Consider the following 18,194-nt stretch of genomic DNA (forward strand, 5'->3'; position numbering starts at 1 on the left):
AAAATCAGGCGGCCAGCAGAGGCAGCAAGCCACCTTCGCGGTCCAAAGCGGCCAGATCATCGTAGCCACCTACATGGGTGTCGCCAATGTAGATTTGGGGAACGGTACGCCGACCGGTGCGCTCCATCATGAGGGCGCGCTGTTCGGGTTCGCGATCAATCATGATTTTATTGATTTCAGTTACGCCGCGTTGCTTGAGCAGCATTTCAGCGCGCACACAATAGGGGCACACCATTGTGGAGTACATCGTGACTTTTGCCATGAGAGCCTCGTAGAAGGGGAGCTTACGATTTTTTGACGGGCAGGCTCGATTGCAGCCAACCCTGAATACCGCCTTGCAGTGTGTAGGCTTCGTTGATGCCGTGCTTGCGCAAAACGGCCACGCTGCGCGGGGCGCTGCGGCCGGTGTCACACACCAGAATGACAGGCTTGTCTTTGGGCAGCGAGCTGGCCTTGGCGTCAAGGTCGGCAGCAGGAATGTTGCGAGATTGTGCAATTGCCCCGGCTTTGAACTGATCGGCGCTGCGCAGATCAATCAAAATGGCGTCTTTCTGGTTTACCATCTGTACCGCTTCAGCGCTTGAAACTGCGCGCCCGGCACGGCCTTTGAAAAAGCTGGGTATTAACAGCATAATGCCGGCAAGCACCGCAATTGCTAAAATTAGAAGATTGTTCTGACTTAAGATGAAGTCCACGTTAAATCCTGTTGATTACCAAGAAAAGCAAGAAAAAAGGGCAAGATCACACGATTATAGAGTGGCGCCAATTTTTCAACCTCGAGGCTGTTTTTACCATGTATAAACTTGTACTGATGCGGCACGGCGAAAGCCAGTGGAACCTGGAGAACCGGTTTACTGGCTGGACCGATGTCGATCTTACCGAAACCGGGCGTCAACAGGCAAAGCAAGCCGGTGATTTGCTGAAAGAAAACGGTTTTGAGTTCGACCTGGCTTTCGCCTCGGTCCTCAAGCGCGCTATCCGTACATTGTGGATCGCCCTGGATTCGATGGACGCCATGCACACCCCCGTGGGTTTGAGCTGGCGCCTGAACGAACGCCATTATGGTGCTTTACAAGGCTTAAATAAAGCCGAAACCGCACAAAAGTACGGTGAAGACCAGGTCCTGGTCTGGCGTCGTGCCTACGCGATCGCTCCCGATCCTGTCGCCGTGGACGATCCACGCAACCCACGCTTTGATGCTCGCTACGCCCGCGTGCCGGACGATCAACTGCCTCGCACCGAGTGTCTGCAAGACACCGTGGCCCGCGTGGTTCCTTTCTGGGACGAGTCTATCGCTCCTGCGATTCGTTCGGGCCGTCGTGTGCTGGTGACTGCTCACGGCAACAGCCTGCGCGCACTGATCAAGCACCTGGATGGCATTTCTGACGAGGATATCGTTCACCTGAACATTCCTACCGGCCAGCCTCTGGTGTACGAGCTGGACGAAAACCTGCGTCCTATCCGCCATTACTACCTGGGTGACCAGGCAGCGATTGAGGCCCAGATGCAAGCCGTCGCCAATCAGGGCAAGGCGCAGTAAAAAATGTGGCGCTACAGCGTTTGCCTGTTGCTGGCAGCCTGGACCTTTCCGGCCCTGGCTGCTGATCCTGACTTGGCCGCCCGCCAGGCCCAGGCCCAAAAGCAGCAGGCAGAGCTGCGCCAGAAAATTGAATCGCTGCGTAAAACCATTGATACCAGCGAAAGCTCGCGTCGGGATGCGGCCAATGCCTTGCGCGAATCCGAGCAGGCTATTTCCGATATAGATCGCACGCTGGCTCAGATCGAGCAGCGGCAAGAGCAGTTGCACCAACAGTTGGGTTCGTTGGGCAAGCAGATCAGCGAACAACAAGTCATCAAAGAGCAGCGTCAGCAAGAGCTGGCCGAGCAACTGCGGGCGCAATATGCCAATGGCGTGTCGCCATGGTCCGCCTTGCTGTCGGGTGATGACCCGAACGCCATCAACCGTGAACTGCATTATCTGGGCTATGTCTCGCGTCAGCAGACCGAACAGGTTCATAAGGTACGCCGCACTGTCGAGCGGCTGGACCGTTTGCAGACCCAGGTCGCGGCGCGTGAAAAAGAGCAGGAACAGCTTGCCACCGACGCTGCCGCCCAAAAAGTGGCCTTGGAAGAACAAAAAGAAAAACGAAGCAAGGTGGTGGCTGATATCAGTGCTGAACTGGACCGACAGCGCGGTCAGGCTGCGAACCTGCAAAGCAATGACAAACGACTGGGGGATTTGATCTCCGGTCTGGAAACTGAAATTGCCCGACAGGCCGAGCTGGCCCGTCGCGCCGAAGAACAACGCCGACGCGAAGCCGCACGCCGTGCTGAAGAAGCGCGCAAAGCTGAATTGGCCCGTCAGCAAGAATTGCAGCGTAAAGCCAAGCAAGAGCAGGCTGCCCGTGAACAGGCGCGCCTGGAACGCGAGCGGGAATTGCTGGAGCGGGCACGTGCTACACAGCCACCTTTGCCACCGGCCTTGCCACCCAGCAAGCCGGAGCCTGCCGCTCCGCAGCAGCCAGAGCCACTCATTCCGCGTCCTCCGCTCACGTATACGCCGCCAACTTCCAACGAGCGCTTGCTGTCAGACAGCTTGGAAGCCTCGTCGGAACCAAGTGAGCCGATCAGTAAACCGGTAGCACCGAAGGTACGTGAGGTGCAGGTGGTTGAAGAGCCTGTGGATCAGGCTTCCGGGCCAGCCTTGGAACCAGAAGGTGGATTTGCTGGTCTGAAACGTGGCTTGCCTTACCCGGTACGGGGCGAGGTGCAAGGCAAATTTGGTGCCGAGCGCCCCGACGGCGGTATTTGGCGCGGCATTGTGTTGCGTGCGCAAGCGGGGACAACGGTGCGTGCCGTAGCTCCAGGTCGTGTGGTCTTTGCAAGCTGGATGACCGGGTTTGGAAACTTGCTGATCATTGATCATGGCCGCGATTACTTAAGCGTTTATGCCTATAACCAGAGCACGCTTAAGCAGGTTGGCGATATTGTAGGGCGCGGGGATGCCGTTGCTCGGGTGGGGGCTACCGGTGGGCAGGTTGAGCCGGGTCTGTACTTCGAGCTGCGCCATCAGGGCAAGCCTATTAATCCGCAGGTCTGGCTGGGTTCCTGATTCCGTTTTTCCCCAGGTGTAGAACCCCGCACTTACGTTTGCTCGCATTTGTAGCGCCGGGTAGCGACTCCAGCCCAGTTCACGCTGGTCGACGCTTTACGCTACTCTTATAATGCATGGTCGGGTCAGCTCCGGGAGGTGGCCCCGTCTTGAATCTGAAAATAATGGGAATGTGCATGAGCACTCGAAGGATTGGCAGCATAGGACTAGTGGCAGCAGGTGCTGTGGGCGGTATTTTGATCAGCCTGGGCATTACTGCGGTCGCTCAACGCGGCGAGCCATTGCCTTTGCGCGAACTGCAACAGTTCGCCAATGTGTTCGCTGCCATCAAGAACACATATGTGGAGCCCCTGACCGATCAGGCTTTGGTCAATAACGCGATCAAAGGTCTGTTTACCGATCTGGATCCGCATTCCGCCTATCTGGATGCCGACGCTTTCAAGGAAATGGAAGCCATGACCCAAGGTGGCTTCGGTGGCCTGGGCATAGAAATCGGCAGCGAGGACGGGATGCCCAAAGTCATCTCGCCTATTGAAGATACGCCTGCGGCGCGCGCCGGGATTCTGGCGGGCGACATCATCACGCACATCAATGGCAAACCGACCAAGGATTTGAGCCTGAATGATGCCGTCAAGCAAATGCGCGGCGAGCCTAAAACGTCTATCAAGCTGACTATCCGCCGTGCAGGCCGTGACAAGCCGTTGGAATTCAACTTGGTGCGCGATGTCATCAAGGTGCGCAGCGTGCGCTCCAAGATGCTGAACGACAATGTGGCCTACGTGCGTATTGCTCAGTTCCAGGAGCGCACTGCTGCGGATCTGGTCAAGCAATTGTCCGAGGTGAATAAAGGCCCAGGCGCACCGAAAGGCTTGGTGATTGACCTGCGTAATGACCCCGGTGGCTTGCTGGAAAGCGCGATTGGTGTGTCTTCTGCCTTCCTGGATTCCGGTGCTTTGGTGGTATCGACCAAAGGCCGTATTCCTTCGTCAAACCGCGAGTACTACGTCAAATCCATGCAGTCCGTTCTGGGCGAACTGGATACGGACGCTGACGTCTTGAAGAAGCTGGATTGGCTCAAGACGGTGCCTATCGTGGTGCTGGTGAACGTGGGTTCGGCCTCGGCTTCGGAAATTGTGGCCGGTGCCTTGCAGGATCACAAACGCGCCACCATTATCGGCAACCGCACCTTTGGTAAAGGCTCGGTTCAAAGCGTGGTGCCTCTGTCTGAAGACTCGGGCCTGAAGCTGACGACGGCGCTGTACTACACGCCTAGCGGCACTTCCATCCAGGTAACGGGTGTACAGCCTGATGTGGTGGTGGATGATACGGCCCAAGGTAATTTGTTCCGCCTGCCGCGCGAAGTGGACTTGAAGCGTCACCTGGTTAACAGCAAGGTCGATGAAAACACGGAAGAAGAACAGCCTGACCTGGGCATGAGCCCAGAGTTCAAGATGTTTGAGTTCGGTGGTGACGACGACTTCCAGTTGCAGCAAGCGCTGAATCATTTGGCTGGCCGTACGGTCATCAAGAATGATCCTGCCAAAGTTGCTGCCGCCAAGGAAGCGGCTGCCAAGCGCGAAAAGGAAGTAGAGTCCGATTCGCCGGAAAAAAAAAGTCCCTTGAATCAGCAACCCAGCGTTGAACGGTTCCGAATCACCCCCAAGGGTCTCGAACCGGTAAAACCGTAAAGATGGGTTTTTGACGTGGAAGATCAGCAATTACTGCGCTATGCGCGGCATATTCTGCTCGATGAGTTCGGGGTAGAAGCGCAAGAGCGGATTCTGGCCTCCCGCATTCTGGTGGTAGGCGCGGGGGGGCTGGGTTCCCCCGTGGTGGCTTATCTGGCGGCCTCGGGTGTGGGCTCCATCATTCTGGTTGATGATGACCAAGTGGAATTGAGCAATCTGCAACGCCAGATTGCTCACACCACCGACCGCCTGGGCTGGGACAAGGTCGAGTCCGCCAAGCTGCATATCGAGCAACTTAATCCCGAAGTGAAGGTGACGCCTGTCGTTCAACGTCTGGACGAAGCGGGTTTGATGCATTGGGTTCAGCAAGTGGATCTGGTGCTGGATTGCTGCGATAACTTCGCAACCCGCCATGCGATTAACCGTGCCTGCGTGGCACTGCGTAAACCCTTGGTGTCAGGTGCCGCTATCCGGTTCTCCGGCCAGGTCAGCACCTACGACTTGCGACAGCCTGATGCCCCTTGTTATCACTGCCTGTTCCCGGAAGCCGATGATGTCGAGGAATTGCGTTGTGCCACCACAGGCGTTCTATCGCCTTTATTGGGTATGGTGGGGAGTGCACAGGCAGTAGAGGCCTTGAAGCTGTTAGGCGGCTTCGGAGAGCCTCTGGTGGGCCGTTTGTTGAGCGTGGATGCTTTCAATATGAACTGGCATACCGTGCGTTTCCGCAAAGACCCGGCTTGCCCGGTATGTAGTGCAGGCTCGGCAGAGCATGCCGACCACGCCTGATACTTTCCTGATGTGTTGATCAAGACTCCAGGCCATGTCCGTAAAAATGGCCTGGTGTGATTCCGAAGCGTCGCCGGAACTGGCGATGAAAGTAGGACAGATCCGAAAATCCCACTGAATACGCCACTTGCGCTACCGTGTTGGACGGTGTCTGGCGCAGCAATTGTGCCGCCGCTTCCAGGCGTAAATGCATCAACTGGGCGGTAAACGTCGTGCCCTGCGTTTTGAATAGTTCCTGGACAGTGCGTGGTGCCATACCCAGGTATTCGGACAGGGCCGCAATAGTCAAAGCGGGATCACCCAAACGGTCAGAGAGATAGCCCAGCGCATCTTCGTAACGCGCTGTGGTCGGTGCCAGCGGCGTCGTGCGTCGCTCGTTGATACTCATGGCCAGCAAATCGCGCAGGCAGCGCCAAGCCTGGTCATGCTGATTGGCCCGTAAGCCATCGGCTGACAGCAGCAGGCCTTGCAGATAATGCTCCAGCAAGTGCAGGCTGGCTCCCGGGTTCAAGGGCTGGGCGACTACATCATTCAAGGGGCCCGTATACGGCAATAGCCCGTCCAGCGGCAGCCGCAACGTGGTCATGATGACTTCGTCCACAAAATCCAGCGTGAAGGGGCTGGTGCCCACATTCAGGCTCAAGCTGCCCGCGGGCAGCCATTGTTCGCGCCCGTTCTGAATCAGGCGGCAGTGGCCTTGCTGATGCACATTCAAAAACAACCAGGGTTGATCCGTTTGCGGCCTGCCCGTGCTGACTCGATAGGGCTGCGCCGTCAGCCGATTAATCGCTACCTCTCCAAGGCGTTGGGAGCGCAGGGTGCCATGGAAGTTCTGCCCGTAGCACTGCGTCTGCACATGCTGAAAGGACTGTGAAATGGCTTGTGTCCAGAGCTTGGCTCCCTGTCCGGGGGGCGAAGTCTGTGTATCCCAGTGGTAGTTCGTGCTCATGCGGTTTATTTCCGTCTTCTGCGTCATTGTCCAGATTGGGCTGCGCCCCAGTCCACGACACAGAGAGGCAATAGGCTCAAGAATAGTATCTAAGACAGTACTGCATGGTGGGCCACGGCACACCTCGGTGGCTATCGGGTTTAACCATGAAGGGTGCCCACAGCGCACCTGGAGACAATACAGGAAAGGAGCAGTCATGACAGAACAGCTAAAGCAGATCTACCCCTATATCAACGGCCAGGCCTGGAAATCAGAGGGTCAGCAGCATAAAGATCTGGTCAATCCTTACACCGGCAAACCACTGGCACGTGTGTTTCTGGCGACCAAGCAGGATATTGAAGAAGCGCTGGCCAGTGCAGAGCGTGCGCAGCGTACCTGGGGCAAGATGCTGGCGCGTGAGCGCGAGGCCATCCTGTGCCGTGCGGCCGATATTGTGGAGCGCCGCCGTGACGATATCGTGCGAGTGCTGGTGGAAGAGGGCGGTAACGTCTTTGGCAAGGCCATGTTCGAGTGCGATTACATCGTAAGCACCTTCCGCATAGCCGCCGGTCAGACTCGTGATATTCGCGGTGAAACCATGCCTTCGGATCTGCCTGGCCGTATTTCCATGAGCATTCGCCGTCCTTTGGGCGTGGTCGCCGGGATTGGCCCTTTTAACGCTCCTTTGCTGCTGAATGGCAAGAAGCTGGCTCCCGCTCTGGCTGCTGGTAACAGCTTCATTCTGAAGCCTTCGCCTCATACTCCGATGGCCGCCCTGATGTTTGCCGAGATTCTGGAAGAAGCCGGTCTGCCTGCAGGCGTGCTGACCGTTCTGCTGACAACGGACGAAGCCTTGGGCGATACCCTGTTCTCCGATCCACGCGTCAAATTGGTGACTTTTACAGGCTCGGCTCGTGTGGGTCGGATTCTGGCTGATCTGGCGGGTCGCCATCAGAAGCGGATTGTGCTGGAGCTGGGCGGTAAAAGCCCCGTGGTGGTGCTGGATGATGCCACGCTGGATTACGCCGTGCGTTCTGCTGCGTTCGGGATCTACTTCAACCAGGGCCAGGTGTGCATGGCCAATTCGCGCATTATTGTGGAACAGGGGATTTACGAGGCCTTCTGCGAGGCTTTCGCCAAACAGGTAGCCCGTATCCCCACAGGGGACCCTGCTTTGCCACAAACGGCTGTCGGTCCCTTGATCAGTTCCGAACAGGCTGATTTTGTGCAGGCCCATATTGAAGATGCCGTGTCCAAGGGGGCAACCTTGTTGGCAGGTGGTGGTCGTGAGGGCAATGTGGTTCAGCCTACAGCCTTGTGCGATGTCACCCCGGATATGCATCTGTACCACGAGGAAACCTTTGGCCCGGTCGCTGCCATCTACAAGGCGCGTGACTACGAGCACGCACTGGAAATGGCCAATGACACATCCTACGGTTTGTCTTCCGCGATTCTGACCAATGATCTGCAAAAAGCGATGGATTTTGCCGAGCGTATCGAGGCAGGTTCAGTTCACATCAATGACAACTCTTTTGATGATGATCCGAACGCGCCTTTCGGTGGCTTCAAGGACAGTGGCTACGGCAAGGAAAACGGCCGTTATTCCATTGCCGACATGACTGAGCTGAAATGGGTCACCATCCAGCAAGGAGAACGCCAGTTGGCGTTCTAATCAGCCCTGGGGGCGTGGCCAGTTTTTGACCAGTTGTGCAATGCGGTTGATGCGCTGGTCTACATACGGGCCGCGTCCATGATACAAAGCGCTGAACGGAGTGCCCGCGTTATAGATATGGATGGTTTGCATCCCTAGCTGGCGGGCACTTTTCAGATTGCGCAGCGTATCTTCCACCAGCACGATGTCACGTGCCTGGGATTTGAGCACCGCCAGGGCTTGTTTCATCAGCGCTTGGGACGGCTTGGGGCGGTAGCGTCCCTGAAGCTGCATATGCTCAATCGCCCACAGGCCGTCAAAGACAGGCAGCAGATTCAGGGCTTTCAGCACGCGATGTGCGTAGTCCAGCGGCGCATTGGTCAGCAATAGCTTGTAGCCGGGCAGACGACGTAACTGGGATGCCAGGCCACGCTCGGAACTGAGCAGAGTAGGCACATCAAAGTCGTGCGCGTGTTTCAGGAAAGTCGCCGGGTCTGCGCCGTGATGGCGCTGCAGGCCAATCATGGTGGCGCCGTAACGCTTCCAGTACTCCAGACGCAGCCGGTCGGCCTCATCCATATCCACCCCCAGCGTTTCAGCCACGCCGATGCGCATACGCCCATCAATGGCTTGAAAAATGCCTTTGGAGGCATTGTGCAGGGTGTTATCCAGATCAAACAGCCAGATGGTTTCATCTGGCTGGCAGGCCGACAAAGGCCGTGCCCAGGGATGGGCACGGATAGGGGCGCGCACGGATTAGTGAGAGCTGATCATGGTGCCAACACCACGATCAGTCAGGATTTCCAGCAGCAGGCAGTGGGGGACACGGCCGTCGATCACATGCACGGAATTGACACCGTTGCGGGCTGCATCCAGGGCCGAGGAGATCTTGGGCAGCATGCCGCCGGAGATCGTGCCGTCGGCAAACAGCTCGTCAATGGTCTGGGCCGACAGGCGGCGCAGCAGTTGGCCAGCCTTGTCCAGCACGCCGGGCGTGTTGGTCAGCATGACCAGCTTTTCAGCGCTCAGCACTTCCGCCATCTTGCCAGCCACCACGTCCGCATTGATGTTGTAGGCCTGGCCGTCCTCACCGTAACCGATAGAGGAAATAACGGGAATGAACTGATCGTCTTGCAGAGCTTTGACCACTTCAGGCTGGATGCTTTCAATATCGCCCACAAAGCCGATATCCAGCAGTTCGCCAGGGTGTTCGGCATCAGGCAGCATTTTCTTGGTGACACGAATCATGCCACCGTCTTTTCCGGTCAGACCCACGGCCTTGCCGCCTGCTTCATTGATCATCATGACAATGTCTTGCTGCACTTGCCCGCCCAGCACCCATTCCACCACTTCCATGGTTTCAGCATCCGTCACACGCATGCCCTGGATGAATGTGCCTTCTTTGCCAATACGCTTGAGGGCGTCATTGATCTGGGGGCCGCCACCGTGCACCACAACGGGGTTCAGGCCAACCAGCTTGAGCAAGACGACGTCATGGGCAAAGCTGCGCTGCAAAGCCTCTTCGGTCATGGCATTGCCGCCGTATTTGATGACAACGGTCTTGCCGTGGAAGCGACGAATATAAGGCAGGGCCTCGGACAACACTTCTGCTTTGACGGTTGCGGGGTAATTCTGCGGATCTGTGGTGCTCATTGATGCGCTCACTTGAAGAAAACCCGGGTCCACTGCTGGTACCCGGGGTTATGTGGCTGGGGGCAGAAACAGTTTTTTAGCTGCTAGCCAGGGCTTTTTCGACGGTAGCGATAAATTCCTGCTTGTCGTAGTTGCCCAGGTAACGCTTGATGATGTTGCCCTGTTTGTTGAGTAAAAAGGCGGTGGGTGTCAAACGGACATCCCCAAAGGCCTTGGCGATTTCGCCCTTGTCGTCATGGACAACCGTGAACGGCAGTTGGCGGGATTGGGTGAAGTTGCGCACGTAGTTGATCGGGTCGTGCTTCATGGCAACGGCCACAATATCAAAGCCCTTGCCGGACAAGGCATTGAAGTTTTTAATGTTGTCGGGCATCTGTGCGACGCAGGTGGTGCAGTCCGTGGCCCAGAATTTCACCAGGACGACCTTGCCTTGCAAGTCTTTGGTTTCAAAGTGCTTGCCGTTCAGGTCGGTGAAGGCCACATCAGGCGCGCTGGATTTGGAGCTGCCGGACATGGTCCAGACACCCAGACCGACGGCGACAGCAACAACAAGAGCAATGATGACTACTTTTTTCATTGGACGGGCATAACTTCTACAGAGGCGGCGGCGGCCGGTTCAGCGGCTGGGGCGGCGGTGTTGGGGGCATCCTGCTTGTTGCTGCTCAAAGGCTGTGCCAGGCTTTCAGCGCTGACATACTCAAAGAGCTTGGCGACTTTGTTCACGCCCGGCACGCTGGAGGCAGCAATGGCAGCACGTTCGCCTTCCTGGTGGGTCACACGGCCCAGCAGGTAGACCACGCCACGCTCTGTGGTCGTGGAAATAGTGCGGCTAGGTACTTCTTTGGCGTTGAGCAGGGCGGTGCTGACGCGGGTGGTAATCCAGGAGTCGTTCGAGCGTACGCCCAGCGCGGTAGGTTCGCCCACGCGTAGCTCGTTGACCACGCGATTCACCTTGTCAACTTTGGAAACCAGACGGGCGGCTTCTTCTTTATCAGCCTGGGTAGGCACATCGCCTGTCAGCAGGACAACTCCGGCGTACGAGGTGGAGTTGATGCGGCCTTCCTTGTTTTCCAGCAGACGGCGTGTTTCAGCACCGGCCTTCATGACAATGGTTTTGTCCTCGACCTGCTCGCCCGTCGTGCGGCGGTCGGTAGCGACAACGGCGGTGGTGGCAGCCGCGCCGCCAACAACCAGCAGACCGCAACCGGTCAGAGTGGTGCTGGCCAGCAGGGCGGCCAGAATCAAACGGTGTTTCATAGTGGATCTCCGAGCAGCAGCGCATCAATGCCATCGCACATGGCATGCAACAGAACGATGTGTACTTCCTGAATACGCATGGTTCGATCGTGCGGTACGCACAGATGGATGTCGGTGTCCGAGAGCAGGTCGGCAATTTGTCCGCCGCCTTTGCCGGTCAGGGCAATGATGACCATATCGCGTTCGCGAGCGGCCTCAATGGCACGGATGACGTTTGGCGAATTGCCGCTGGTGGAGATGGCCACCAGAATGTCGCCAGTCTGGCCCAAGGCGCTGACCTGGCGTTCAAAGATGCTGTCAAAGCCATAATCATTACCCACCGCCGTCATGATGGAGGTGTCGGTATTCAAGGCGATGCCAGCCAGGGGTAAACGGTCGCGCTCAAAACGGCCCACCAGCTCTGCAATAAAGTGCTGGGCGTCGGCTGCTGATCCGCCGTTTCCGCAAGCCAGAATCTTGCCGTCGTTGGCCAAGGTGGCAAACAACAGCTCGACAGCGGCGGCCAAAGGTTCGGCCAGTTCGCGTGTGCTGGCTTTGAGGGTATCGACGGAATCGTCGAAATGCGAAGTCATTAAGGCGATAAGGTCCATAGCGCGCATTATCGCACGGAGAATTTCCCTGTGGGGCAGGCAGATCGTGTCATGTTGAAAAAAACGCCACGGTATTGAAACCAGATGCTGTATCAAAGCCAAAATGCGGCGTTTTGTCTGGGTTTTTTCAGGATGGGCATGAATGTCCTGCCTGGGAAATCAGTGCATGGCGCTGTGTGCTCAGGTGTGCTCAGGGCTGATCGAAGGCATTTTGCACCCAGTTCAGGGTGTCGCCTTCGATAGCGATGACATCAAACCGGCAGGCGGGCAGCTTGCCATGGAAGTAGCGCTGGCTCAGTGTGGGCAGCCACTGCTGGGCGCTCAGAATCAAGCGCCGTTGCTTGTCCCGGTTTACACTGGCAAGCGCTCCTCCGTAGCCTGTGTGACTGCGCTGGCGTACCTCCAGAAAGACAAGATGACTCTGATGCCACAGGACCAGGTCAATTTCCCCGAAACGAGCACCCAATTGCCGCGCCAGAACGCGAGCACCTTGGGCGGTGACATGATCGCAGGCACGCTGTTCGGCCTGATCGCCCCTTCGTTGACTGGGGGAGCGCTGTGGTCGGTCTTCTCTGGTCTGAGGGCGAATGCGCTGACGCTGCCGCAGTCGCTTGTTTTGTGCCTGGCGAGCGTATTCAAAGGGATTCATAGGGATACACGATGATGAATAAGCAGGATCGAGCATGAGCGATATCGAAAACCGAACAGGGAATGCCGGGGTCTGGCAAAGCATGATGGACAAGGTGCAAGGTCAGGTCTGGCCGCAGTCTTGTCTGTACGTAGTGGCCACGCCTATCGGCAATATGGGAGACCTTAGCCTGCGCGGCTGGCAGGCGCTGGAATGCTGCGACATTATTGCGGCAGAGGATACGCGGGCGACTCGTCCTTTTTTGCAGGCCTGGGGCATTCAAACCCCTTTGATGGCGGCACATCGTCATAACGAAGCCCAGGCGGCTCAGGCGATTATTGAGCGCCTTGAGCAAGGGCAACGGGTGGCCCTGGTGTCAGACGCGGGTGCTCCGGCGGTGAGCGACCCAGGCGCGCGCGTGGTGCGGGCAGTGCGGGACGCAGGTTTTCAGGTTGTGCCTTTGCCCGGCGCCTCTGCGGTTATTACCGCCTTGATGGGTAGCGGTGCAACGAGTGACGAGAATCCCGCCTTTGCTTTCGCCGGTTTCATGCCACCTAAAACGGTTGCGCGTCGCAAGTGGCTGCAGCATTGGTCCAGTCTGGGCATGCCGGTGTTGATGTTTGAGTCCCCGCACCGCCTGCGTGCTGCTTTGCGCGATATGGAAGAAGTGTGCGGCCCAGAGCGAGAACTGACCTTTGCTCGCGAGCTGAGCAAGCGTTTCGAGCAGATTCATACTTTGCCACTGGGGCAGGCCTTGGCCTGGCTGGATGAGGATAGCCACCGTGAGCAGGGGGAGTTTGTTTTAATTTTGCACGCTGCGGTGCAAGAGGTGGACGAGGATGCCCCCGCCCTGGATGCCAATACGGAACGCTGGATGAAGGCTTTGTTGGAGCAGGTTTCACTGCGTGATGCCGCCCGAATTGCCAGCCAAGCCAGCGGCATACCGCGTGATGTCTTGTATGCCTGGGGCTTGGCGAATTCGCCTAAAGATTAACGCACCGCCACTGAGGGGCTAAGTCCGGTTTTCTGCTGTATCCGATAGGCCGCATTAATGGCTTCGGTCCGGTTCTGGTACGGGCCAATTTGCACGCGGTACAAATCGTTGTGCATCTGAACCTGGGCGTCCCGGTACTCCACCTGCGAAATCTGACGGTTCAACTGCTGCGCCAGTGCGGCCGCATTTTCTCTTGCGGAGAATGCGCCAAACTGGAGATAAACCCGATTTTGACCTGATGGGGCCTGAGGTTTGCTGGGGCTTGTGCTCGAAGATTGCACAATTAACTGCTGATCATTGGCATCGCTGCTCCAGCTTGGGGAGTCGTCCAATTCTACAGTCAGATCATCTCCTGGCAGGACGGCCAGCGCATCCGGCGTGGGCTCCAGCTTTTCAGTCATGGTCAGGCTGGGTTGGGGGGCGACAGGGGGAGGTGGTGCTGCTTCGACCACTTCGACTTCGCCACGGCCAAAGCTGCCCGTGCGTATTTCTTCCTGAGTAATCGACTCCACCACAACGGTGCCACTGCCCGGTGCAATCAAGTCCAGCTTGGCGGCTGCAACGTAGGACAAGTCGATGATGCGGGAGCTATGGAATGGACCACGGTCGTTAATGCGCACTATCACGGACTTGCCGGTTTTGGGGCGGGTGACGCGGGCGTAGCTGGGGATGGGCAGGGTGGGATGTGCCGCCGTCATGGCGTACATATCGTAGGTTTCGCCGTTGGCGGTTTTTTTGCCGTGGAATTTGCGTCCGTACCAGGAAGCTGTGCCGGTCTGGGAAAAGGCTTTGTGAGAGGTATGGGGAACAAAGCTTTTGCCGAGCACGGTATAGGGGCGGGTATTACTGCGGGCGATGGGTTCTATTCGAGGTGTAGCGTCGGGGGTGGCCTGAAGGTTCGCCGGGATTCGGGCGTCTGGGCCATCGTCTTTGTAATAGCCTCCTCCGCGAGGTGCCGAGACGGTGGCTCCCGGTTTGGCTTTGGATTTGGCGCCCTTGGGGCTGGATGCGCACCCGGCCAGTAAGGCCAGGATGCTGAGGGTGGCGCCTAGTTTGCGTAAAGTGGACAGGCTCATGGGACGGGATTGATGGGCGGTTGATTGCGATGTCGCACTAGCAAGGGGGCGTAGTCGGCAAAACGCAGTGCCAGTTGTTCGGTAACGTACACAGAACGGTGCTGACCTCCGGTGCAGCCGATGGCAACCGTCAGGTAGTTGCGGGTGTCCTGCATATACAAAGGCAACCAGCGGCGTACAAAGCCTGCAATATCATCCACCATGGTTTCCACAGAGCCGAACTGGGCCAGCCATTTGGCAACTGGTTCGTCACGGCCTGTCATGGGGCGTAGCTCCGGGTCGTAGTGGGGGTTGGGTAGGCAGCGCACGTCGAACATCAGATCGGCATCGCCGGGCACGCCACGTTTGTAGGCAAAGGACTCGAAAGTCAGCACGACGCTGGCGCGATCCGCCTGTACCAGATCCCGAATCCAGGCGCGCAATTGGCCCGGGGTCAGGTCGGTGGTGTCGATAATGTGGCCCAGCTCACGCAAGGGGGCCGTCATTTCTCGCTCAACGGCAATACATTCTTCCAGGGATGGCGAGCGGCCATCCTGGCGCAAACGGTCAGTCAGCGGGTGACGGCGGCGTGATTCCGAGTAACGCTGCATCAGGGTGTGATCGCTGGCGTTCAAAAACAGCACGCGCAGGGCGTAGCCTTCTTCATTCAGTTTGCTGATCACACCGGGCAGGATGTCCAGATCACCGGCGCCGCGCACGTCAATGGCCACGGCTAGCCGCTCCAGCCCTTGTTCGGCAGAGCGTTCGACAAATTCGGCCAGAAATCGGGGTGGCAGGTTGTCAATGCACAGGTAGCCGGTATCTTCCAGCAGGCGCAAGGCAACTGATTTTCCCGAACCGGATATGCCGGTAATCAATACAACTTTCAGCATCGTAGCAAAGGGCTCCGTGTCGCTGCCCAGCGGGCGGCGGTTAGGTGAAACAGGGCAAAGCCGTCAGGGCCGTTTAATGCTAACAGACCCTTAGGTGCCTAGTCATCGCGGCTGTTCATGATAGCCAATGCCTGGCGCTCGATGAAGTCGCCCATGGTATCAATGCCGCGGAAGGCGAGAATCGTGTTGCGCACGGCCGCTTCCACTAGCACAGCCAGATTTCGGCCTGCTGCCACTTGAAGCATGACGCGTTTGATGTCCACGCCCAGCACTTCCTGGGTCTGATCCTGGGTGGGCAAACGCTCAAAGCTGTCGGGGTTGGAACGAACCAGGTGCACAATTAATTTAAGCTTCATTCTACGGCGAACAGAGGTTTCGCCGAAAATGGTGCGAATGTCCAGCAGCCCCAGCCCGCGTACTTCCAGCAGATTCTGCAGCAAAGGCGGGCATTGGCCGTCAATCATATTGGGGGCGGTGCGTGACAGTTCAACCGCATCGTCAGCCACCAGTCCGTGGCCACGGGAAATCAGTTCCAGCGCCAATTCGCTTTTACCCAGGCCGGATTCGCCTGTAATCAGTACTCCCAGACCCAGCACGTCCATGAACACACCGTGCATGGTGGTTTTGGGAGCCAGCCGTTTGCCCAGGTAAATGCGCAGCAGATCAATAAGCTGGGCCGCATCGATAGGGGTGTAGAGCAGCGGCACCCCTTGTTCTTCGCAAAACTGGATCAGGTCATCGGGTGCAACGGCGTCGTTGGCCACAAACAGGGCAGGAACACCGCCTTGCCGGAGGTCGTCCAGATGATGCAGGCGACGTTTGACGTCAAAGCGATTGTAGAAGGAGAGCTCTTCAGGGCCGAAAACCTGAATGCGAGCGGGGTGGATCAGGTTCAAGTGACCCACCAGGTCCGCGGCGGAGGCGCCAAGATCGGGTATGGGACGTTGGGCAGCGTGTTTTCCGGCTGCCCAGCTTACCTCAAGCTTGTCATTATTATCATTGACCAGTTCTTGAACTGTCAGCATCGGGATGTTCCGCGTTGAGATCAGGGGTCTGGGTCAGGATCTGGTGAATTTGAACAGGGTCCGTTTCCTGGGCCAGCGCCTGGCGGATGTCCTGATCGGCCATCAAACGGGCGATCTCGGCCAGCAGGTCCAGGTGGATTTGGGTAGCGGTCTCGGGAACCAGCAAAAAGAACAGCAGGCTGGCAGTCCGACCGTCGCTGGCATCAAAACGCACTGGCTCGGCCAGACGCATGAAGACGGCACAAGGCTCCTTCAAGTCCTTGATACGGCCGTGCGGGACGGCAACGTCGTGACCAAGGGCAGTGGAGCCCAGACGCTCGCGAGCGATCAGGCTGTGGAAAACGGCTGTCCGGGCAATGCCGTGATGGTTCTCGAAAATCAGTCCGGCTTGTTCAAAAGCGCGCTTCTTGCTGGTAACAGCAAGATCCAGAACCACGTTGGACAAAGGCAATATACGCGACAAGAGATTCATGACGGCCATTATAGGGGGGAATGTTTTTTAGCTAAACATTTTTTGGATGGCTAACAACAGGCGGACACTGTGCCCAGAAACACAAAACCCCGAACTTCTGAAAGAACGGGGTTTGTCGGCAGGCTATGCCCGCTGTAACAGTTCGGCGTGATCAGACTGCCGGAACTTCGAGCCGCTTGGCGGGCTCATGCGCATGGCTGTTTGCCTTTTCCTTGTATTTCAGAATCTGGCGGTCGATTTTATCGGCCAGCAGATCAATGGCGGCATACAAGTTCTCGTCTGAAGAGGCGCAGTGTATATCTTTGCCGGGGACGCGGACGGTCACTTCGGCAGTGTGCTTCAGGCGTTCGATGGAAAGCATAACCTGCGAGTCAACCACGTTGTCGAAGTGTTTTTCAATTCGACCAATTTTGCTTTTGACGTAGTCGCGAATGGCAGGAGTTATGTCAAGATTACGGCCAGTGATATTAAGGCTCATATAGGCTCTCCGTAGTAGTCAAACAACGTGTTCAAGAAGGGGAAGGTTGATCGTCTTTAGCCTCCTTACTACTGATCCTGGATATTCCAGTATACCTATATGTTGGTCAGATAACATGACCTGGATCAATCTGTGATGTGCAGGAAAACCCTTGCTTTGATTGGCCCCGTTACAGGGCCAAAAATCAGCTTACATTCGGAAGTTCGAGCCCAGGTAAACCTTGCGCACGGCTTCGTTATCAATAATCTCGGACGGGTGCCCGCTGGTCAGGACTGTACCTTCGCTGATGATGTAGGCGCGGTCACAAATGCCCAGGGTTTCTCGTACGTTGTGATCGGTAATCAGCACACCAATATTGCGGCCTTTCAGAAACTGTACAATGCGCTGGATCTCGATCACGGCAATCGGGTCCACCCCGGCAAAGGGCTCGTCCAGCAGGATGAAGCGGGGGTTGCTGGCGAGCGCGCGGGCAATTTCTACGCGGCGGCGCTCGCCACCAGACAGGGATAGGGCGGTATTTTGTCGGATGTGCGCAATTTGCAGCTCGCTGATCAGGGTTTCCAGGCGCTCGTTGATATCGTGCTTGTTGATGCTGCGACTGTTTTCGTCCAGTTGCAGCTCCAGCACGGCGCGGATGTTTTCTTCAACCGTCAGGCGACGAAAGACAGACGCATCCTGGGGCAGGTAAGACAGTCCCAGACGTGCCCGCTTGTGCATGGGCATGGCGGTAATGGGCGTGCCGTCAATTTCAATGCGGCCGGCATCAGCGGGCACAATGCCTACAATCATATAGAAGCTGGTGGTTTTACCAGCCCCGTTCGGGCCGAGCAGGCCGACGACCTCACCGCTTTCCACATTCAGGGAAACATCGTGCACGACCGTGCGTTTGCCGTAGGTCTTGCGCAGTCCTTGCGCAATCAGGCTGCCTTTGGTCGAGTGGCTGGCGCGGGTAGGGGTAGACGGGTTGTTAGGAGCAACCAT

The 18,194-nt window shown here is 57.2% G+C and carries 21 protein-coding genes; 6 read left to right on the forward strand and 15 right to left on the reverse strand.

The features are described 5' to 3' along the window. Positions 1-4 precede the first annotated feature (4 nt). Positions 5-262: a glutaredoxin 3 gene (grxC, locus tag OSH09_RS08620; RefSeq protein WP_009458616.1), complete on the reverse strand. Its 258-nt coding sequence runs from the start codon at positions 260-262 to the stop codon at positions 5-7. A gap of 22 nt (positions 263-284) precedes the next feature. Further along, positions 285-632 (reverse strand): rhodanese-like domain-containing protein, encoded by a 348-nt coding sequence (locus OSH09_RS08625; protein ID WP_266120747.1) that lies wholly within the window; start codon positions 630-632, stop codon positions 285-287. Between the two features lie 161 nt (positions 633-793). Between OSH09_RS08625 and gpmA the strand changes: the two genes are divergently transcribed. The 4 genes from gpmA (at position 794) to OSH09_RS08645 (ending at position 5,589) form a co-directional block, all read left to right on the forward strand. Continuing rightward, entirely contained in the window at positions 794-1,540 is a 747-nt protein-coding gene (gene gpmA / locus OSH09_RS08630; RefSeq protein WP_207872321.1) for a 2,3-diphosphoglycerate-dependent phosphoglycerate mutase, read from the forward strand. A gap of 3 nt (positions 1,541-1,543) precedes the next feature. Next, positions 1,544-3,112, forward strand: coding sequence for a murein hydrolase activator EnvC family protein (locus OSH09_RS08635; protein WP_266120748.1), 1,569 nt, complete (start codon positions 1,544-1,546; stop codon positions 3,110-3,112). A 176-nt stretch (positions 3,113-3,288) separates the two neighbouring features. Next, on the forward strand, positions 3,289-4,800 hold the full coding sequence (locus OSH09_RS08640) for a S41 family peptidase (RefSeq protein WP_207872319.1): 1,512 nt from the start codon (positions 3,289-3,291) through the stop codon (positions 4,798-4,800). A 15-nt stretch (positions 4,801-4,815) separates the two neighbouring features. Continuing rightward, positions 4,816-5,589, forward strand: coding sequence for a HesA/MoeB/ThiF family protein (locus tag OSH09_RS08645; RefSeq protein WP_207872318.1), 774 nt, complete (start codon positions 4,816-4,818; stop codon positions 5,587-5,589). Positions 5,590-5,608: 19 nt separating this feature from the next. Here the strand turns inward: OSH09_RS08645 and OSH09_RS08650 are convergent, their stop codons facing one another. Further along, on the reverse strand, positions 5,609-6,538 hold the full coding sequence (locus OSH09_RS08650) for an AraC family transcriptional regulator (protein ID WP_266120749.1): 930 nt from the start codon (positions 6,536-6,538) through the stop codon (positions 5,609-5,611). Positions 6,539-6,734: 196 nt separating this feature from the next. On the opposite strand from OSH09_RS08650, the gene OSH09_RS08655 reads away from it, so the two are divergent. Further along, complete coding sequence (locus tag OSH09_RS08655; protein ID WP_266120750.1) at positions 6,735-8,189, forward strand: aldehyde dehydrogenase family protein; 1,455 nt, start codon at positions 6,735-6,737, stop codon at positions 8,187-8,189. Here the strand turns inward: OSH09_RS08655 and OSH09_RS08660 are convergent, their stop codons facing one another. The 6 genes from OSH09_RS08660 to OSH09_RS08685 all read right to left on the reverse strand — a co-directional run bounded on the left by OSH09_RS08660 (position 8,190) and on the right by OSH09_RS08685 (position 12,317). Continuing rightward, positions 8,190-8,921, reverse strand: a complete 732-nt coding sequence (locus OSH09_RS08660; RefSeq protein WP_222668913.1) for a pyrimidine 5'-nucleotidase — start codon at positions 8,919-8,921, stop codon at positions 8,190-8,192. Positions 8,922-8,924: 3 nt separating this feature from the next. Further along, positions 8,925-9,821 (reverse strand): acetylglutamate kinase, encoded by an 897-nt coding sequence (argB, locus tag OSH09_RS08665; protein WP_207872314.1) that lies wholly within the window; start codon positions 9,819-9,821, stop codon positions 8,925-8,927. A 76-nt stretch (positions 9,822-9,897) separates the two neighbouring features. Then, the gene (locus OSH09_RS08670) at positions 9,898-10,398 is read right to left on the reverse strand and encodes a peroxiredoxin family protein (protein WP_266120751.1); all 501 of its coding nucleotides are present in this window, start codon (positions 10,396-10,398) and stop codon (positions 9,898-9,900) included. After that, on the reverse strand, positions 10,395-11,078 hold the full coding sequence (locus OSH09_RS08675; RefSeq protein ID WP_266120752.1) for a BON domain-containing protein: 684 nt from the start codon (positions 11,076-11,078) through the stop codon (positions 10,395-10,397). The genes OSH09_RS08670 and OSH09_RS08675 overlap by 4 nt, the downstream gene beginning before the upstream one ends. After that, positions 11,075-11,668, reverse strand: a complete 594-nt coding sequence (locus tag OSH09_RS08680) for a phosphoheptose isomerase (protein WP_009458645.1) — start codon at positions 11,666-11,668, stop codon at positions 11,075-11,077. The genes OSH09_RS08675 and OSH09_RS08680 overlap by 4 nt, the downstream gene beginning before the upstream one ends. Before the next feature lie 190 nt (positions 11,669-11,858). Then, positions 11,859-12,317 carry a YraN family protein gene (locus OSH09_RS08685; RefSeq protein ID WP_266120753.1) on the reverse strand — a complete coding sequence of 153 codons (459 nt, stop codon included), beginning with the start codon at positions 12,315-12,317 and terminating at the stop codon, positions 11,859-11,861. A 34-nt stretch (positions 12,318-12,351) separates the two neighbouring features. On the opposite strand from OSH09_RS08685, the gene rsmI reads away from it, so the two are divergent. Then, positions 12,352-13,290 carry a 16S rRNA (cytidine(1402)-2'-O)-methyltransferase gene (rsmI, locus tag OSH09_RS08690; RefSeq protein ID WP_266120754.1) on the forward strand — a complete coding sequence of 313 codons (939 nt, stop codon included), beginning with the start codon at positions 12,352-12,354 and terminating at the stop codon, positions 13,288-13,290. Here the strand turns inward: rsmI and OSH09_RS08695 are convergent. From OSH09_RS08695 to lptB, 6 genes are all read right to left on the reverse strand, one after another. Continuing rightward, positions 13,287-14,366, reverse strand: coding sequence for a septal ring lytic transglycosylase RlpA family protein (locus tag OSH09_RS08695; RefSeq protein ID WP_207872309.1), 1,080 nt, complete (start codon positions 14,364-14,366; stop codon positions 13,287-13,289). The two genes, rsmI and OSH09_RS08695, sit on opposite strands and share 4 nt — an antisense overlap. Further along, the gene (rapZ, locus tag OSH09_RS08700) at positions 14,363-15,238 is read right to left on the reverse strand and encodes an RNase adapter RapZ (RefSeq protein ID WP_266120755.1); all 876 of its coding nucleotides are present in this window, start codon (positions 15,236-15,238) and stop codon (positions 14,363-14,365) included. The genes OSH09_RS08695 and rapZ overlap by 4 nt, the downstream gene beginning before the upstream one ends. Positions 15,239-15,336: 98 nt before the next feature. Continuing rightward, positions 15,337-16,263: an HPr(Ser) kinase/phosphatase gene (hprK, locus tag OSH09_RS08705; protein WP_207872308.1), complete on the reverse strand. Its 927-nt coding sequence runs from the start codon at positions 16,261-16,263 to the stop codon at positions 15,337-15,339. Continuing rightward, positions 16,235-16,735 carry a PTS sugar transporter subunit IIA gene (locus OSH09_RS08710; RefSeq protein ID WP_162496918.1) on the reverse strand — a complete coding sequence of 167 codons (501 nt, stop codon included), beginning with the start codon at positions 16,733-16,735 and terminating at the stop codon, positions 16,235-16,237. The genes hprK and OSH09_RS08710 overlap by 29 nt, the downstream gene beginning before the upstream one ends. 151 nt (positions 16,736-16,886) lie before the next feature. Further along, entirely contained in the window at positions 16,887-17,213 is a 327-nt protein-coding gene (gene hpf, locus OSH09_RS08715; protein WP_207872307.1) for a ribosome hibernation-promoting factor, HPF/YfiA family, read from the reverse strand. Between the two features lie 189 nt (positions 17,214-17,402). Continuing rightward, positions 17,403-18,194 carry an LPS export ABC transporter ATP-binding protein gene (lptB, locus tag OSH09_RS08720; protein ID WP_266120756.1) on the reverse strand — a complete coding sequence of 264 codons (792 nt, stop codon included), beginning with the start codon at positions 18,192-18,194 and terminating at the stop codon, positions 17,403-17,405.

Source organism: Alcaligenes parafaecalis (assembly GCF_026344135.1).
Lineage (GTDB): Bacteria > Pseudomonadota > Gammaproteobacteria > Burkholderiales > Burkholderiaceae_B > Alcaligenes > Alcaligenes parafaecalis.

Coding starts and splice junctions, on each gene's coding strand:
- OSH09_RS08635 (WP_266120748.1), top strand. CDS start 1,544: ATGTGGCGCTACAGCGTTTGCCTGTTGCTGGCAGCCTGGACCTTTCCG.
- OSH09_RS08625 (WP_266120747.1), bottom strand. CDS start 632: ATGCTGTTAATACCCAGCTTTTTCAAAGGCCGTGCCGGGCGCGCAGTT.
- rapZ (WP_266120755.1), bottom strand. CDS start 15,238: ATGCTGAAAGTTGTATTGATTACCGGCATATCCGGTTCGGGAAAATCA.
- gpmA (WP_207872321.1), top strand. CDS start 794: ATGTATAAACTTGTACTGATGCGGCACGGCGAAAGCCAGTGGAACCTG.
- argB (WP_207872314.1), bottom strand. CDS start 9,821: ATGAGCACCACAGATCCGCAGAATTACCCCGCAACCGTCAAAGCAGAA.
- OSH09_RS08675 (WP_266120752.1), bottom strand. CDS start 11,078: ATGAAACACCGTTTGATTCTGGCCGCCCTGCTGGCCAGCACCACTCTG.
- OSH09_RS08650 (WP_266120749.1), bottom strand. CDS start 6,538: ATGAGCACGAACTACCACTGGGATACACAGACTTCGCCCCCCGGACAG.
- OSH09_RS08655 (WP_266120750.1), top strand. CDS start 6,735: ATGACAGAACAGCTAAAGCAGATCTACCCCTATATCAACGGCCAGGCC.
- OSH09_RS08670 (WP_266120751.1), bottom strand. CDS start 10,398: ATGAAAAAAGTAGTCATCATTGCTCTTGTTGTTGCTGTCGCCGTCGGT.
- OSH09_RS08680 (WP_009458645.1), bottom strand. CDS start 11,668: ATGGACCTTATCGCCTTAATGACTTCGCATTTCGACGATTCCGTCGAT.
- OSH09_RS08695 (WP_207872309.1), bottom strand. CDS start 14,366: ATGAGCCTGTCCACTTTACGCAAACTAGGCGCCACCCTCAGCATCCTG.
- grxC (WP_009458616.1), bottom strand. CDS start 262: ATGGCAAAAGTCACGATGTACTCCACAATGGTGTGCCCCTATTGTGTG.
- hprK (WP_207872308.1), bottom strand. CDS start 16,263: ATGCTGACAGTTCAAGAACTGGTCAATGATAATAATGACAAGCTTGAG.
- OSH09_RS08685 (WP_266120753.1), bottom strand. CDS start 12,317: ATGAATCCCTTTGAATACGCTCGCCAGGCACAAAACAAGCGACTGCGG.
- rsmI (WP_266120754.1), top strand. CDS start 12,352: ATGAGCGATATCGAAAACCGAACAGGGAATGCCGGGGTCTGGCAAAGC.
- OSH09_RS08640 (WP_207872319.1), top strand. CDS start 3,289: ATGAGCACTCGAAGGATTGGCAGCATAGGACTAGTGGCAGCAGGTGCT.
- lptB (WP_266120756.1), bottom strand. CDS start 18,194: ATGGTTGCTCCTAACAACCCGTCTACCCCTACCCGCGCCAGCCACTCG.
- OSH09_RS08710 (WP_162496918.1), bottom strand. CDS start 16,735: ATGAATCTCTTGTCGCGTATATTGCCTTTGTCCAACGTGGTTCTGGAT.
- hpf (WP_207872307.1), bottom strand. CDS start 17,213: ATGAGCCTTAATATCACTGGCCGTAATCTTGACATAACTCCTGCCATT.